15 protein-coding genes are annotated in these 16337 nt (G+C 62.7%); 2 read left to right on the plus strand and 13 right to left on the minus strand.

Translation table 11 applies throughout. The features are described 5' to 3' along the window. Positions 1 to 68: 68 nt before the first annotated feature. The gene (locus tag AC0ZT5_RS18495; protein WP_477285591.1) at positions 69 to 1163 is read right to left on the minus strand and encodes a trypsin-like serine peptidase; all 1095 of its coding nucleotides are present in this window, start codon (positions 1161 to 1163) and stop codon (positions 69 to 71) included. 349 nt (positions 1164 to 1512) lie between these two features. On the opposite strand from AC0ZT5_RS18495, the gene AC0ZT5_RS18500 reads away from it, so the two are divergent. Beyond that, the gene (locus AC0ZT5_RS18500) at positions 1513 to 2601 is read left to right on the plus strand and encodes a S1 family serine peptidase (RefSeq protein WP_488497585.1); all 1089 of its coding nucleotides are present in this window, start codon (positions 1513 to 1515) and stop codon (positions 2599 to 2601) included. A gap of 73 nt (positions 2602 to 2674) precedes the next feature. On the opposite strand, the gene mgrA is transcribed toward AC0ZT5_RS18500, so the two are convergent. The 7 genes from mgrA to AC0ZT5_RS18535 all read right to left on the minus strand — a co-directional run bounded on the left by mgrA (position 2675) and on the right by AC0ZT5_RS18535 (position 10035). Next, positions 2675 to 3721: an L-glyceraldehyde 3-phosphate reductase gene (mgrA, locus tag AC0ZT5_RS18505; RefSeq protein WP_184876992.1), complete on the minus strand. Its 1047-nt coding sequence runs from the start codon at positions 3719 to 3721 to the stop codon at positions 2675 to 2677. A 120-nt stretch (positions 3722 to 3841) separates the two neighbouring features. Beyond that, positions 3842 to 4984 carry a Gfo/Idh/MocA family protein gene (locus AC0ZT5_RS18510; RefSeq protein WP_488497586.1) on the minus strand — a complete coding sequence of 381 codons (1143 nt, stop codon included), beginning with the start codon at positions 4982 to 4984 and terminating at the stop codon, positions 3842 to 3844. Between the two features lie 11 nt (positions 4985 to 4995). Beyond that, positions 4996 to 5742, minus strand: coding sequence for a sugar phosphate isomerase/epimerase family protein (locus AC0ZT5_RS18515; RefSeq protein WP_488497587.1), 747 nt, complete (start codon positions 5740 to 5742; stop codon positions 4996 to 4998). A 53-nt stretch (positions 5743 to 5795) separates the two neighbouring features. Continuing rightward, a complete protein-coding gene (locus AC0ZT5_RS18520) occupies positions 5796 to 6893 on the minus strand; it encodes an ABC transporter ATP-binding protein (RefSeq protein ID WP_488497645.1) in 1098 nt (365 codons plus the stop codon). A gap of 5 nt (positions 6894 to 6898) precedes the next feature. Beyond that, positions 6899 to 7831, minus strand: a complete 933-nt coding sequence (locus AC0ZT5_RS18525) for a carbohydrate ABC transporter permease (protein ID WP_488497588.1) — start codon at positions 7829 to 7831, stop codon at positions 6899 to 6901. Beyond that, complete coding sequence (locus AC0ZT5_RS18530; protein ID WP_488497589.1) at positions 7828 to 8715, minus strand: carbohydrate ABC transporter permease; 888 nt, start codon at positions 8713 to 8715, stop codon at positions 7828 to 7830. Before AC0ZT5_RS18530 ends, AC0ZT5_RS18525 begins: the two co-directional genes overlap by 4 nt. Before the next feature lie 81 nt (positions 8716 to 8796). Further along, entirely contained in the window at positions 8797 to 10035 is a 1239-nt protein-coding gene (locus AC0ZT5_RS18535) for an ABC transporter substrate-binding protein (protein ID WP_488497590.1), read from the minus strand. 404 nt (positions 10036 to 10439) lie between these two features. Between AC0ZT5_RS18535 and AC0ZT5_RS18540 the strand changes: the two genes are divergently transcribed. After that, complete coding sequence (locus tag AC0ZT5_RS18540) at positions 10440 to 11492, plus strand: LacI family transcriptional regulator (RefSeq protein WP_488497591.1); 1053 nt, start codon at positions 10440 to 10442, stop codon at positions 11490 to 11492. 6 nt (positions 11493 to 11498) lie between these two features. Here the strand turns inward: AC0ZT5_RS18540 and gndA are convergent, their stop codons facing one another. From gndA to AC0ZT5_RS18565, 5 genes are all read right to left on the minus strand, one after another. After that, positions 11499 to 12926, minus strand: coding sequence for an NADP-dependent phosphogluconate dehydrogenase (gene gndA / locus AC0ZT5_RS18545; RefSeq protein ID WP_488497592.1), 1428 nt, complete (start codon positions 12924 to 12926; stop codon positions 11499 to 11501). Between the two features lie 158 nt (positions 12927 to 13084). Continuing rightward, positions 13085 to 14689: a copper resistance CopC/CopD family protein gene (locus tag AC0ZT5_RS18550; protein ID WP_488497593.1), complete on the minus strand. Its 1605-nt coding sequence runs from the start codon at positions 14687 to 14689 to the stop codon at positions 13085 to 13087. A gap of 89 nt (positions 14690 to 14778) precedes the next feature. After that, positions 14779 to 15297 carry a YcnI family copper-binding membrane protein gene (locus tag AC0ZT5_RS18555; RefSeq protein WP_488497594.1) on the minus strand — a complete coding sequence of 173 codons (519 nt, stop codon included), beginning with the start codon at positions 15295 to 15297 and terminating at the stop codon, positions 14779 to 14781. Positions 15298 to 15336: 39 nt separating this feature from the next. Then, on the minus strand, positions 15337 to 15876 hold the full coding sequence (locus tag AC0ZT5_RS18560) for a copper chaperone PCu(A)C (RefSeq protein WP_488497595.1): 540 nt from the start codon (positions 15874 to 15876) through the stop codon (positions 15337 to 15339). A 96-nt stretch (positions 15877 to 15972) separates the two neighbouring features. Continuing rightward, a complete protein-coding gene (locus tag AC0ZT5_RS18565) occupies positions 15973 to 16329 on the minus strand; it encodes a DUF2946 family protein (RefSeq protein ID WP_488497646.1) in 357 nt (118 codons plus the stop codon). Positions 16330 to 16337: the final 8 nt, after the last annotated feature.

Genomic DNA, 16337 nt, shown 5'->3' on the forward strand with positions numbered 1-16337 from the left:
GCACCGGGATGAAAAAAGGCGGCAGGATTGCCCCGCCGCCCTTTGTCTTCACAGTGACTGCGCAGCAATTATTTATACAGGCTGTTGATCCACTGGATGTTGGCCGCGTTCAAGCGCACGGCAGTGTTCGCGTCGGGGCTTTCCGCCACGTTGACACCGGTGATGATGCGCTGCTTGGAGCTGTTGTCGTAGGCATAGACCGAGCTGCCGCTCGACCCCGGGAACGTATCGCAGTCATATTGGAAGTATTCCGGAGCGATGTTTTCGGCATGCACTTCGCAGTTCGCCTTCCACATCGTGCCCATCGGCTTGTCGCCGGGATAGCCGACCAAGTTGGCGGTGAAGTCGCCGAGATCGTCATAGTTGGCGTACCCCAGCCAGCCGAGGTTGGTGCCGACATCCTGCTTCAGCGTGATGATGCCGAGATCCCACGGGATGACCGAACCATAATAGCCCTGGTAGTTGTCGATGAAGCCCTGCAGCACGTAGGCGCTTTCATAAGTGAAGGCGCCGAACGGTGCGTCGTCGGCAGTGCTGCCGTTGAGGCCTGGCACGAACAGATACTCGGAGAGCCAGTCCTTGTCCTCATGGCTGTAGAGGCAGTGCGCCGCGGTGAGCACGGTGCGCGGGCCGATCAGTGTCGCCGAGCAACTGCCATAGTTGCCCGTCTTCGGCGATTTGGCTTCGAGATATCCGATTGCCGAGAACGGATAGGTCTTGGTGTTCTTGACCTGCTCGCGATCGTCAGTGCCGAAAACCTGACGGCCGGCTTCGCCTTCGCCAAGGTCAGGATCTTCGGTCTTGCGCTGCGCCCCGTCCTTTCCATTGGCCGGCGCGTTCAGTTCCTTGATGATAAGATCCCGCAACGCTTCGCTCGGCTCGATCTTGATCTCCTTGCCATCGGCGGAACGCCCGACGATGCCATAGGATTTGACAGCCGTTGCCTCGTCAGCAAGCGGCGCGGCGCGGCTGTCTTCGTCAGTCAGCTTCGGCGATGCGATTGGTTTTGCCCGCCCGGGCTTGTAGTCGCCTGAAGTTACGTCCCGCATGCTTTCGCCATTTCCGGCACTGGCGGAGCCAGGATCGGCGGCGAAAACAGGGACCGTCCACATTGCAGTGGAAAGCAATGCGGACGCAATGATAGCGTTTGTCAGTTTTGTCATGGTGAGACTCTCCCAAAAGTCAGCAAGGACTTGATCAAAATACAGAAATATTGTCGAGATCGTGGTGAAGCCGAAAAATGAGTTTGGTTACCGGCGCCTGAACCTGATCATCACCCCACGCGGTCTGTCGAAGGCCCCCGCCAAAGACACCCGCACCGGTATACTGCCTAAATTAATACAACATTGGAATGACAAATCGCTTCCACGTAGCCCGTGGGGGGCTATAGGGTTTTGAACGGGTTCCGCACGGGAACGCGATCCGCGAAGCGACGCCTGGCTTGCTGGCGACTGTTTCGTTGATCATGCGCCGGAGTGGCTCGTTCGGGAACGTGTCTCAGGAGGATTTCAGGTGCACATCATCCATCGGTTCAGGCCGATCGTCGCCGCGTCGGCGCTCGCTATCGCCTCGGCTCTTGCCACCGTCAGCGCCAGCCAGGCGGATGACACCGCCAGGCCCGAAGCGGCGGTCTCGCCGATGAAACGCGTTGCGGATGCCAAGGCCAAGGCTGCGGCGGAAAATCCCGAGGGCGCCGATCGCGTGTATGGCGGCAACCAGGCCGAAAAGGGCGCTTATCCGTTTCAGGTCGCGCTGCTCACTACCGACAGGCTGGACGAGAACCCGGCCTCGCAGGCCAATGCGCAATTCTGCGGCGGCAGCCTGATCGCGCCGCAATGGGTGCTGACGGCGGCCCACTGCCTCAACGACAAGGGCCAGCCGATTTCGCCCGACGCCGTCACCGTGCTGACCGGCGCCACCGATCTCAGCGAGGGCAAGCGCCACAAGGTGGTGGAGGTCGTCGTCAACGAGGGCTACAGCGAGCAAACGCTTGACAACGACCTCGGCCTGCTGCGGCTTGCAGAGCCGGCCGATGCGCCGACCATCAGGGTCACCCATGACGCCACACCCGACACCGGCAAGACCACTGTCACCGGCTGGGGCAAGATGCAGGATGGCACCTTTCCGACCACGCTGATGGTTGCCGACCTCGACCTGCAGCCGAACAACGCCTGCAACAGCGGCATCAAGGCCATCTATGCGCATGATCTGAAGGCCGCACTTGGCGATCTGTCCCACCGCATGCGTTATTCGGAAAGAGGCATTGAAGCAGCCGCCAATGCGATTGCCGCCGACATGACCGACCCGCTGACCGGCAACATGATCTGCGCCGGCACCACCAGCGGCGTGCGCGATGCCTGCAACGGCGATAGCGGCGGTCCGCTGTTCATGACCGGCGCCGACGGTCCGGTCCAGGTCGGCGTCGTCAGCTGGGGCGAAGGCCCGGCGGACGGGAGTGCGGCTTGCGGCCACAAGGACGCCTACGGCATCTACACACGGCTGGCCAACTACACCGGCTGGATCGAGACGAAAATGAAAACGCCGGCGCCGGCAAAGCCCAACGCAGGGCTAGGCACCGCCCAGAAACCGGCCACGCCCTGAAGCGAAGGCAATTCGCCTCACATGAAAAACGGCGGGAGAGGTCCCGCCGTTTTTATTTGCCGGCTTACCGAGCTTACTTTCTCGGCGGACCTTTGCGCTCGGCCGAAGCCGCCCACAAATTGATGTCGGACTCGCGTGCATAGCTATCGATCTCGGCGAGTTCGGCATCACTGAAGTCAAGCACCTTGAGCGCACCAACGCAGTCCTCGACCTGTTCCGGCCGGCTGGCACCGATCAGCGCCGAGGTCACCTTGCCCTTGCGCAGCACCCAGGCCAGCGCCATCTGCGCCAGTGTCTGGCCACGCTTGCCGGCGATGGCATCGAGCGCCTTGATGTTGGCGATGGTCCTGTCGTTGATGAAGGCTGTCTTCAGCGATTTGCCCTGGGAGGCGCGGCTGCCTTCGGGAATGCCACCGAGATATTTGTCGGTCAGCATGCCTTGCGCCAGTGGCGAGAACACGATGGAGCCGACGCCGAGCCCTTCGAGTGTATCGAGCAAGCCGTCTTCCTCCACCCAGCGGTTGAGCATCGAATAGCTCGGCTGATGGATGACGCAAGGCGTGCCAAGCTGCTTCAAAATATCGGCGGCCTCACGCGTGCGCTGCGAATTGTACGACGAGATGCCGGCATAGAGCGCCTTGCCCGAGCGCACGGCATGGTCCAGAGCACCCATCGTTTCTTCCAGCGGAGTGTCGGGATCGAAGCGGTGCGAATAGAAGATGTCGACATAGTCGAGCCCCATCCGCTTCAGGCTCTGGTCGAGGCTGGCCAGCACGTATTTGCGCCCGCCCCATTCGCCGTAGGGACCGGCCCACATCTCGTAGCCGGCCTTGGTCGAGATGATCAGCTCGTCGCGATAACCGGCGAAGTCGGTGCGCAGGATTTCGCCGAAAGCGGTCTCGGCCGAGCCGGGTGGCGGACCGTAATTATTGGCGAGGTCGAAATGGGTGATGCCAAGGTCGAAAGCCCGACGCACGATCGCCTGCTTGGTCTTGTGCGGTGTGTCATTGCCGAAATTGTGCCACAGCCCCAGCGATATCGCCGGCAGCTTCAGGCCGGAGCGACCACAGCGGTTGTAGATCATGTTCTCGTAGCGGTTTTCGGCGGGGATGTAGGGCATGGGAAAATCCTCAAATGGAAGCGAGCCAGTCGGCTGCCATCGCGACAATGCGGCGAGTCGGCTCTGCCCCCCACCCTTACCCCCTCCCGGCCGGAACGGGGAGAGGGTTGGGTGCCTGGTCTACTTCTTCTTCGCCAACAGCGCCTTGGCCTCCTTGACGCCAAGTGCGGCCGGCCGTTCGCAGCTGGTCTGCATGGCGACGAACTTGCCGGTTTCGCCTGAGCGCAACAGCCCAGTCATCACGTCGACGGCATGCAGCGCCAGTTCCATCGAGCAGCGGTGCGGCCTGCCTTCCGCAATCGCCACCGCCATGTCGGCGAGGCCGGCAGTGCGGTAGTTGGCCATCATGCCTTGCGAATGCATCTCGTTGGGAACGCCGAATGGGTGCTTCCATTTCGGCAGCTTCTTGACCGGCTTGCTGTCTTCGGTGAAGCGCACGTCGCCGCCGAAGAAGTTCGGATCTGGCACGAACACCGTGCCCGCCTCGCCATAGAGTTCCATCGGCGCGTGACCATGCGCCCAGACGTCCCAGCTGGTGTTCAGCGTGATCACGGCGCCATTCTCGAACTCCAGCAGGCCGTGGATGGTCGTCGGCGTGTTGACCGGGATCTTTTCGCCCGCGCGCGGCTTTGAGCTGATGGTGCGTTCCTTGGCTGGCGTCGACGCGAAGGCCGCCACCTGCTTCACCGGTCCGATCAGCTGGATCAGATTGGTGATGTAGTACGGCCCGATGTCGAGCACCGGTCCCGCGCCGGGCTGGAAGAAGAAGTCCGGATTGGGGTGCCAGTGCTCCATGCCGTGGCCCATGACGTGGCAGGTGCCGCTGGTGATCTTGCCGAGCTTGCCGGTGTCGATCAGGTCGCGGACCAGCTGATGCGCTCCGCCGAGGAACGTGTCGGGCGCCGAACCGATGCGCAGGCCTTTGGCCTCGGCGCGTTTCTTCAGGTCGAGCCCTTCCTTGACCGACAGCACGAAGGGCTTTTCCGAATAGACGTGCTTGCCCGCGTCGAGCACCTGCTTCGACACCTCGAAATGCACCGCTGGGATGGTCAGGTTGACGATGATGTCGATGTCGTCGGCCTTGAGCAGGTCGTCGACGGTTTCGGCGCGCAGCTTGAACTCCTTTGCCCGCGCCTTCGCCGCCTCCATGTTGATGTCGGCGCAGGCTCGCATCTCGATGCCGCGAAACAGCGGCGCCAGCGAAAAATACGCCTTCGAAATGTTGCCGCAGCCGATGACGCCGATGCCAAGTTTCTTTGCCATGCTGATTGCTCCTAGTAGGTCTTGACGGCTGCGATCGAGCGGCGGGCGAAGCGCTCGATGTCGTTCGGGTTGTCCTGTTCCATGACGTAGTATTGGGCCGCACTCTTGGCGCGGAGCACCTTGATCAGGCCGGCCCAGTCGATCGTGCCATGGCCGACATCCGACCAGCCGTCCTCGTCCAGTCCCTCGCCGGGCTTGGCCATGTCCTTGACGTGGACGGCGCTGATGCGCTTGCCATGCTTCTCGATCCACGCCAGCGGATCGTCGCCGCCGCGCACCACCCAGGCGACGTCGATTTCCCAGCCGATGTCTGGCGCTGCCGCGAGGATGAGTTCCTGCGGCACCGAGCCGTCGGCAAGTTTCTTGAACTCGAAATCATGGTTGTGCCAGGCAAAACCGTAGCCGGCCCTTTTCGCGGCGTCGCCAACCTTGGCCAGACGCTCGCCGAAACCGCGCCAGCCGGCGGCATCGGATGGGCGCTGGTCGGGCATCAAAAAAGGACAGATGAGCAGTGTGATGCCGAGCGCGTCGGCAATTTTGCGCACGCCGTCGAAATCGTTCTCGAGCGCGTCGATCGAGAAATGCCCGGTCGGCATGGCGAGCCCGTTCTTGTCGAGTTCGGCGCGGAAGGCCTTGGGATCATCATAGACGCCACCGAAGCCTTCGACCTGGGTGTAGCCGAGCTTGCCGAGCGTCTCGAGGACGCCTTCCCAGGGCTGGAAATTGCGGGCGCTGTAAAGTTGGAATGACCAGTTCATCGTCTCTGTCCGTTCTGCTTGTGGATTGTCGTTGGGAGAGTGGTTCTCGAAAGCTAGATGCGATTGCCGGTTGCGCTATCGAAGAGCGAAGCGCGCATCGGATCGAAGCCGACCGTCACCGCCTCATCGTTGTTGGGCGTGCGTTCCGAGGTGACCCGAACGCTGAAATTCTGCTGGGCAAGCTTCAGCCAGACCAGCGTGTCGGAGCCCATGGGTTCGACCACCTCGACATTGGCGACTGTCGAGAACGGCCAGTCCGTGCCACTGTTCAGGCTCACATGCTCGGGCCTGATACCGAGTACGGCCGGGCCGGGTGCTGGATGCCCGGCAAAGTCATAAGTGCCGAGCGGAATCTTGAGAGCGTCGGCCACGAACCGCCAACCGCCGTCCGCGTTTTCGAGTTGCCCATCGATGAAATTCATCGCGGGTGAGCCGAGGAATCCGGCGACGAAGCGGTTGACCGGGCGGTTGTAGATAGTCTGCGGCGCATCGAGCTGCTGAATGATGCCACCCTTCATCACAGCAATGCGGTCGGCCAGCGTCATCGCCTCGATCTGGTCGTGGGTGACATAGATCATGGTGTTCTGCAGCTTGCGATGCAGAAGCTTGATCTCGACGCGCAGCTCGGCACGCAGCTTGGCGTCGAGATTGGAGAGCGGCTCGTCGAACAGGAACACGTCGACATCTCGAACCAGCGCCCGTCCGATCGCCACGCGCTGTCGCTGGCCGCCGGAGAGCGCCGCCGGTTTACGCTGCAGCAGCGGCTCGATCTGCAGGATTTCGGCTGCCCGCGCGATCCGCTTGCCGATCTCGTCCTTTGGCGTGCCGGCGACCCGCAACCCGAAGGACAGGTTCTTCTCCACCGTCATTTGCGGGTAGAGCGCATAGGACTGGAACACCATGCCGATGCCGCGGTCCTTGGGCTCTTCCCAGGTGACGTTCTTGCCCTTGATGAAGATGCGGCCTTCGGAGACGTCGAGCAGGCCGGCAATGCAGTTGAGCAAGGTCGACTTGCCACAGCCGGAGGGGCCGAGCAGCACGATGAACTCGCCCTCCGCGACATCGAGATTGAGCGTCTGCAACACCGAGACCGCACCGAAATTGAGCGACAGGTTCTGGATCGAAACGCTGGTGCCGTTGGCTGCCGTCATCGCCATCACCCTTTCACCGCGCCGGCGGCGATACCGCGGACGAAAAGCTTGCCGGAAATGAAATAGACGATAAGCGGCACAAGCCCGGTCAGGATGGTGGCGGCCATGTTGACGTTGTACTCCTTCACGCCTTGCACCGAGTTGACGATGTTGTTGAGCTGCACCGTCATCGGATAGGTGTCGGGGCGGGTGTAGACGACGCCGAACAGGAAGTCGTTCCAGATGCCGGTCACCTGCAGGATGACGGCGACGACGAAGATCGGCAGCGACATCGGCAGCATGATGCGCAGGAAGATGCCCCAGAAGCCGGCCCCGTCGACGCGCGCCGCCCGAAACAGTTCTTCCGGCATCGAGGAAAAATAGTTGCGGAACAGAAGCGTCAGGATAGGCATGCCGAAAATGGAATGGACGATCACCAGCCCGCTGAGGCTGCCGTAGAGGCCGATCTCGCGCAGGATGATGACGATGGGGTAGATCATCACCTGGTAGGGAATGAAGGCGCCGACGATCAGGATGACGAAAAACGTGTCGGCGCCCTTGAAGCGCCAATTGGCCAGCGCGTAACCGTTGACCGAGGCGATGGCGATCGACAGCAGCACCGACGGCACGGTGATGCGCACCGAATTCCAGAAGCCGCGCGAAAGCCCGTCGCAGTTGAGGCCGGTGCAGGCTGACGACCACGCCTTGACCCACGGCTCGAAAGTGATCTCGAGCGGCGGCGAGAAGATGTTGCCGAGCCGGATCTCCGGCATGCCCTTGAGCGAAGTGACGACCATCACGTAAAGCGGCAGGAGGTAGTAGGCCGCCACGACAAAGAGTGTGCCGTAGAGAAAGATGTTGCGGCGCGAAAGCATACGGCGCGGTTTCGGGCCGTGGGGCCCGGCGATGTCCTGGCTGGAGGCGGCGATTGTTGGAGCGGGGGTGTTTGCCATGGTCATTTGCGCCGCCCGAATTCGAGATAGGCCCATGGCACGATGACGATCACCACCGAGAGCAGCATCATGGTCGAAGCGGCAAAACCCTGGCCGAGGTTCTGGGCGAAGAACATGTAGTCGTACACGTACTTGGCCGGCACCTCGGAGGCGATGCCCGGGCCGCCGCTGGTCTGGGCCACGACGAGGTCATAGACCTTGACGATGCCGGAGGCGATGATGACGAGCGTGGTGATGAAGACCGGCCGCATCATCGGGATGACGATGAACAGGTAGGTCTTCCACATCGGTATCCCATCCACCCGCGCCGCCTTCCAGATGTCCTCGTCGATGCCACGCAGGCCGGCCAGCATCAGGCACATGATGAGCCCGGTGCCTTGCCACAGTGCCGCGATCGATATGCCGTAGATGACGATGCTGGAATTGTAGAGCGGGTCGAAGCTGAAGCTCTCCCAACCCAGCGCTCGCACCACATGCTGGATGCCGAAATCCGGATTGAGCAGCCACTGCCAGACAAGGCCGGTGACGATGAAAGAGAGCGCAAAGGGATAGAGGAAGATGGTCCGGAACGTGTCCTCGAAGCGTATCTTCTGGTCGAGCAGCGCGGCAAGGAGGAAGCCGATGACCAACGAGAACACCAGCGAGATCGCGCCGTAGATCAAAAGGTTCTCAATCGAGATCAGCCAGCGCGGCGTCACCCACAACCGGTAATACTGGTCGAGCCCGACGAAATTCATCCGCGGTAAGAGCTTCGAATTGGTGAAGGAATAGAGCACCGTCCAAAGGGTGCCGCCGACGAAAACCACCCCAGCGGTGAGGATCATCGGGATCGAGGCGACCTTCGCATTGAGGTTGCGGAACAGCGGGTTGGGGCGTTCGCTCTTGCTCATCTCGTCAGCCGGCTGGGTAAGGGCGGTGCGGTCCCGGCCCTGCGTTCGCAAGGCCGGGAGCGAGGTGGGTTGCCTCCAACGTCAGTCTGCCGAAGCGATGAGGTCGGCGAAGCGCTTCTGCGCCTCTTCCACGGTCAATTCCGGCTTGGCGAAGAATTCGGCGAAAAGATCTTCCTTCTGCTTCTGGGTGTCCTGCGAGAGCAGCTGGTCCGTCCACGGTATGACGGCGCCCTTGGCGAGGATGGCGAGGCCCTTCTTCATGCAGTCGTTCGCCGCATTGAGATCGACGTCGCCGCGCACCGGCAGCGAGCCTTTCTTGAGGTTGAAGGCGACTTGCGTCTTGGGATCGAGCAGCGTCTCGGCCAACACCTCCTGCGCCTTGGACTTGTCGGCATCCTTGAGCAGCGGGAAGTAGAAGGCGTCGCCGCCGGTAGCGATGACTTCGTTCAGCCCAAGGCCCGGCAGGCAGGTATAGTCCTTGCCGGCAGTCTTTCCAGCAACCTGGAACTCGCCTTGCGCCCAGTCACCCATGATCTGGCCGCCGGCCTTGCCGGTAATGACCATGTTGGTGGCCTGGTTCCAGTCCTGCACATTGGTGTTCTTTGCCATCTTGCGGGCATCGTCCGCGGCCTTGAAGACCTTGGCGACTTCGGGACCGGCGGCGAATTTGGCATCCTTGTCCTTGTAGACCTTGAGGAATGCATCCGAGCCGCCCACCGCGGCAAGCAGCACGTCGAAGGCGCCGGAGGACTGCCAGGCCTGCCCGCCTACGGCGAGCGGGACGATGCCTGCCTTCTCCAGCGCCGGCGCGGCGGCCACGAATTCATTCCAGTCCTTGGGCACCGGCACGCCGGCCTTCTCGAAGGCTTCGTTCGACAGCCACAGCCACTGCCAGGAATGGATGTTGACGGGTACGCAATAGATCTTGCCGTCGATGGTGCAGCTGTCGAGCAGGCTCTTCGGCCGCACGAGTTCCGTCCACTTGCCCTTGGTGGCAACATCGGTGAGGTCGCGCATCAGGCCGGCCTGCACCAGCTCTTCCGCCTGTCGGCCGTGGTTGAACTGGGTGGCGCCCATGGGATCGCCGCCGGTGATGCGGCTGATCATGATCGGCCGCGCCGTGCCGCCGGAACCGGCGATGGCGCCATCCACCCAGTGATTGCCGGTGGCGTCGAATGCCTTGGCGAGTTCCGCCACGGCCGCGGCCTCGCCACCTGAAGTCCACCAATGGGTGACTTCCAGGTCCGTCGCGGCGGCCGGACCGGCAAATTGCAGAGTAGCCGTCGCTGCCAGCGCAGCGGTCAAAAGTCTGTATCGCATTTCGGTTCCTCCCAGAATCTGAAACGTTACAGATTTTGGATACGGGAATTGCGCGGACTGCGCAACCCCCATGAACGAACCGAGCAGGACATTTTTTCGAGCCACGAACAAATTCATATGAGCGCTCGCTTTTATATGCACCGCAACATGGATCGCTGCGCCGCAAAACATCAAAATTGGCGCGAAAGTCGGAAAAAGACGATGGCGAAGGCGATTTCTTCTGCAATCCCAATGGGTTTCGCAAGAGAGCCGTCCGCCTCGCCGTTAGCGGCCGCATCTCGACATTGGCAATCTGTAACGTTTCAGTATACTGACGCTTGCCGGGGCTGGAACGCACACTGTATCGCAATAGCGGCGATTGCCGACCCGGCCTGCGACTGCTATGCGCCTGACGGGCGGGACGAATGGACAGACGGCGTACAGAAAAGAACGCAGAGGCGTTGGCGCAGGGGCGGCCGACGTTGAAGACGCTTGCCTTCATGACCGGGCTCGGCGTCACCACCGTGTCGCGGGCCTTGAAGGACGCCCCGGAAATCGGCGCCGAAACAAGGCGCCGTGTCCAGCTCGTCGCCAAGCAGATCGGCTACCGGCCGAACCGCGCCGGCGTGCGCCTGCGCACCGGCAGGACCAATGTCATCAGCCTCGTGCTGAACACCGAACGCGAGATCATGAGCTTCGTCTCGGACATCATCTACGGCGTTTCGGAGGTCATTGCCGACACACCTTACCATCTGATCGTCACGCCCTATTCGCGCTCGCAGGATCCGCTCGACCCCATACGCTACCTGGTCGAGACGGGCTCCGCCGACGGCGTCATCATCTCACGCACGCAGCCGAATGATCCACGGGCCCGTTACATGCTGGAGCACGGCATTCCCTTTGCCACGCATGGCCGCACCGATATGGGGCTGGTCCACCCCTATCATGATTTCGACAACTACGCTTTTGCGGTGGAAGCCGTGCGTCGTCTGGCCGGCATCGGCCGCCGCCGGCTCGCTTTGTTGTCGCCGCCCGTCGGGCTGACCTACCACAGTCACACCGTCAACGGCTTTGCCGATGCGCTGAGCGAGGTTGGCGCCAGCGAAATCCCCTTCAACACCGTTTCTATCGACCATACGATCGAGCAGATCAGAATGCGGACCGCGCAAGTGATGCGCCGCGAAGATCGGCCGGACGGCTTTGTCAGCAGCGCCGCCGCGGCGACACTGGCCATTGTGGCCGGCATCGAGGATGCCGGCCTCAAGCTTGGCCGTGACGTCGATGTCGTGTCCAAGCAATCGTCGGACCTGCTGCATCTGTTTCGCACGGAATTGCTGGTCGTCAACGAGAATTTCCGGCTGGCGGGCTCCGAACTCGCCCGCTCCGTTCTCGGCTGGATCGGCGGCGCCGCGCCCGGCACGCTGCAGAGCCTGAGCGTGCCGAGCGAGGTGCTGGCCTATCGGCGTTCGGTGGATTAGCTATTTTCAGCCAGCTGCACCGCTGCCCCACGGCCCGTGGAATGCACCTGGTCCGTCGATACGCTCGAAGCCATGCGCGCCAAAGAAGTCGCGCTGCGCCTGGATCAGGTTCGAGGTGCCGCGGCCCTGGCGGTAGCTGTCGAAATAGGCAAGCGCGGAAGATAGCGCCGGCACCGGCGAGCCTGCCTCCGATGCTCTTGCCACGATACGCCGCAGCGACGGATGCGCTTCCTGCATCAAGGCAATGAAGGCTGGCGCCATCAGAAGATTGGTCGATGCGCCGCCGGAACCGAACGCCTCGGCCATGGTGTCGAGCATCTGCGAGCGGATGATGCAGCCAGCGCGCCAGATCCTGGCGATGGTCGGCATCGGCAGGTTCCAGTTGAACTCCTTGGAGGCGCCGCTCATCACCGCAAAGCCTTGCGCGTAGGCGGCGATCTTGCCGGCGAACAGCGCCAGTTCGAGATCTCCAAGCAATGCGTCCCTGTCGCCGGAAATCTTCGTCACCCCGATATTGCCATAGGCTTTTTCCGCCGCCAGCCGCTCGTCCTTGATCGACGACAGCACGCGCGCCGCCACGGCCGCCTCGATCGCGGTCGCCGGAATGCCGAGCTGCTGTGCCTCGATGACCGACCATTTGCCGGTGCCCTTCTGGCCGGCGCGGTCGAGGATGATATCGACCACCGGCTTGCCGGTCTTCGGATCGTCTGCGGCCAGCACCTTGGCGGTGATCTCGATCAGGTAGGAATTGAGCCTGCCCTTGTTCCAGTTGGAAAACACCGTGCCGATATCCTTCGGCCCCATGCCGAGGCCGTCGCCCAGGATGCCGTAGATTTCGGCGATCATCTGCATGTCGGCATATTCGATGCCGTTATGGATGGTCTTGACGAAATGGCCGGCGCCGTCGGTGCCGAGCCACGCCGCGCAGGGCTCGTCGTTGAATTTGGCGGAGATCGCGGTCAGCACGTTCTCGACGCGTTTCCAGGAATCCTCGGTGCCGCCGACCATGATCGACGGCCCGTGGCGCGCGCCCTCCTCGCCGCCGGACACGCCCATGCCGATGAAAGTCAGCCCCGAGCCCGAAAGCTCGGAGAAGCGCCGCATCGTGTCGCGGAAATTGGCGTTGCCGGCATCGATGACGATGTCGTTGGCCGACAGCACGCCACGCAAGGCTTCGATCTGTTCGTCGACCGGCTTGCCGGCCAGCACCATGATGATGATCGGGCGTGGCGGCCGGATCGCGGCGGCGAGTTCCTCCAGGCTGTAGCAAGGCACCACCATGTCCCTCAGCGCGCCGGCATTCTCGACGAAAGCGTCGGTGCGTGCCCTGGTTCGGTTGAAGACAGCGATGCGGTGCCCGTGCTCGGCGATGTTGAGCGCCAGGTTGGAGCCCATCGTGCCAAGGCCGATCAGGCCGATTTCGGCTTTTTCCATCGTTTCTTCCCTGCTTTCGGATCTTGTTGTTTCGAGCTCGCGGTTTACCGGGATGCCCATTCTTCGGCGAGATGATTGACGGGCCTTTCGGGCCGCGTCAACCGCCTCGCCGAATTGTGTTGCATCGGCCGAGTTCGGGGCACTTGGCGGTCCAGCTATTACGGTCTGATATCGACGGGCGCTTCGATCTTCACCATCTCGAAGTCCGAGACCAGAATGTCGATGCGCACCATCCAGCGGCCAGGAACCGGGATCACGAGATCGTCGACACGCCAGCTGCCATCGCCGGGCTTGGTCGCGGCACGTTTGAGCGCCTCGATGCCTGAATCGGGCTTCGACAACACCAGCGTCACCTCCTTGGCGTCGAGCGGTCCGAAATCGCCGGTCATGATGATCATCGAGGCGACGACCGGTCCGGCATGGCCGGGCGTGATGCTGAGATCGGCCATCGCTTGCAGCGTATGGATATGGACCGAGACCGGTTGCGCCGCGGCGATCGCCAGCGCCCGTGGTGGGGGCGTGAAGCGCCAGCCCGCGGCGACACCGAAGATCGCCAGCACGATCAGCATTTCGGCGCAGATCGAGTGGGCGAGCCTGTGCTGCACTTCCGTCGCTCCGGCCTCGGCCGATGCGGTGAGTTTCCAGCGGTTGACGGCGGCAAGCGTGAACAGAAAGACCAGCAGCCCGAGCTTGATCAGCAACAGCTTGCCATAGGCGGTGTTTACCAACGCCGCCGGCGTCTGCACCTGGATGACGGCAAGCACGATGCCGGCAGCGACAAGCACGACCACCACCGGCACGATCATGCGTGAGAACCGCCGCAGGAGTGGCGCGACCTCCGCGGACTGACCTTTCAGCGCCAGACCGAGCGGCATCAATGCGCCGGCCCAGAAAGCGATGCCGACGCCGTGCAGGAACACCATCGGTCGGGTCAGCCATTGCGGTTCGGCGGCGCTGGCATGGCCGCTGGCGGCCAGCGCAATACCTACACCGGCAAGTCCAGCCAGCGCGACTGGCTTGGCGGCCACGCGCGGCCCCGCCAGCGACAGCAGACCGAGCCCCAGCGCGATCAAGGCGGCCAGCACCGTCCAGCCGAAGCTGGTATCGAGCCCGGTCCGCCAGATGATCGGCTGCGCCAGATGGGAGAGCGGTGCCCCGAGCGCATCAAGCCCCTGCAAGCCGAGCGACGCCGGGGCCGCGACCAGCCCACACAGGATTGCCCCGATAACGAAGCGCCGGCCGGACGGCCTGTCCTGGGCCAGCCATGCAAGGGCGAAAGCGCCGCCGACGCCAAGGAAAAGGCCGATGTAGAGAAGAACCTTGCCGAACCAGATTGCCGATCGCTGCGGCCAGTCGACCGCCTCGGAGACGACCGGCGGCTCTGTTGGCGCGCCGATGGAAAACAGCAGCGAACCGCCTACCGGATGACCATCTGCGGAGATGACGCGCCAACTCAGCACATGCGTGCCGGACTTGAGGTCCTGCGGATTGTCGATTTCGACCGTCTGGTCGCTGAGGCGGAAGGCGGTCAATGGAACCGGCGTGCCGTCGGGCCTCACCAGCGTCAGCACCAGCGGCGAGACCGGCTCGCTGAAGGTCAGCGAGAACTGTGTCGGCCCCTGTGCCAGCACCGCGCCGTCGGCCGGGTCGGTCTTAATCAGCGCGGCATGAGCTAAGGCCGGACTTGTCGAGGCCATGACGATGAGCAGCAGCAGCATCGCCAGAAAGCCCACGGCAACCCGGCTGACGAGCTTGCTGGCCATGTGAATCATCCGAAGTGAGGATATCGCGATCATGCCATTGTCATGAAATGGCGGCGCGTTCGGCGAACGAAGCGCGCCGCCGAAAGACATCATTTCTTCGGCAACAGCTTGATGCCGGGCGCCGGATTTTCCAGGGCGTCTTCATCCTGCCCTGCTGCCGGGATCTCGATCCAGCGATCAGCGGCGCCGTCGCATTCCTGCACCACAGGGAAGTAGAGCTTCTGGCCCACGGGGAGATCGGCCGTCAGCGTCGCGCGGAAAACGAACTCGTCATAGAATTCATCCGGCAGGCTGCCGCCGCTCCAGTCGACTTCCTTGACCCCATCGGTCACCGCCTGACCGTAGAGCTGGTAGGATTTGTCGTACTTGCCCTTCTTGACCTGCAGCGTCCAGCCCGGCTTCGGCATCGGTTTCACCGCGATCACCCCTTCCGGGATTTGCACGCGAAGGGCGATCGTCGCCTTGCCGTCGCAACCATGCGGCACGCGCAGGACAGCCTTGTAGGTCGAGCCGACAGCCGCTTCCTGGGTTTCGAGCGTGATGTGCGCAAAGGCAGCACTTGTCCCGAGCAGAAAAAGCGCACCGGCCGACAAAAGGTACTTGTTCATGATGGTCCCTCTAGAATCTTGATCAATACGATGGCCGGTTCAGTCGTTGTCTTCTTGAGGCGCAGGGCTGCCCATGGCTTGCACTGCGAATTCGACCGTCACCTTCCCGGCCTTTTCGAAGGTCAGGGTGGCGGCGAACATCTCGCCTTGCTTGGGTGGCTGCTTCAAATCCATGAACATCACATGATAGCTGCCGGGTCCCAAAACGACCTTGCCGCCAGCCGGAATCTCCAGGCCGCCAGCAACCGGCCGCATGGTCATGACGCCGTCTTTGACGCCCATCTCATGCAGCTCGGCCTTTCCCGAGATGTCGGTGGAAATCGACAGCAGCCGATCCGGCGTGCTGCCTTTGTTGGTAATGGTGAAGTAGCCGCCGGCCACCTTGGCGCCGGCCGGCGTGGCACGTGACCAGGGGTGCCCAATCTCGAGATCGCCGATCTTGAATCCATGTGCGAAGCCGGTCTGGGCGCCAGCGAACAACAGCGCAAAAGCCAGTACGGCGATGCCGAGACCCGCCTCGAAGCTGCGTCGAATGCTGCCGGGCCTGGGACGCGCGGCAGTGCGGAAAAAATGGGACATGGTTGCTCCATGAAGTGAAGGTCGCGCCGTTGCCGGTCGCGGACAGTTTGATGTTGGATGGGTACGCTCGCGAAAGGTTCCGCCGGGCAGACAGGCTCAGGCCGTCCGCGGCGGCGCGCGAGGGTTCGACGGCGAGCGCTCACGCGCAAAGTCGAGATGGATGGCCGCCGGAAAGACGAAGGCGACGGCCTCAAAGGAACGCGCGCCCAGGGCAAGGCCCGCAACGGGCGGCGGTGCAAAGGTCGGCGAAAACATGCTGCAGCCAAGCACGCAACATGCCGGCAGATGCGACGGCGGCGGGTTGCCGCCGGGAAGCTGGGTCGCACCCTCACGGGTGCAGATGACGTTGCCGAAGGCATCGAGTTGTGACGCATTCGGCGCGGTGCCGAACGCGAACGCACCGAGCGTCGACTGGAGCAGCAGCAGATAGGCCGCGACAAGCGCGACCACAATGCTCCACC

Source organism: Mesorhizobium sp. CNPSo 4670, assembly GCF_057784235.1.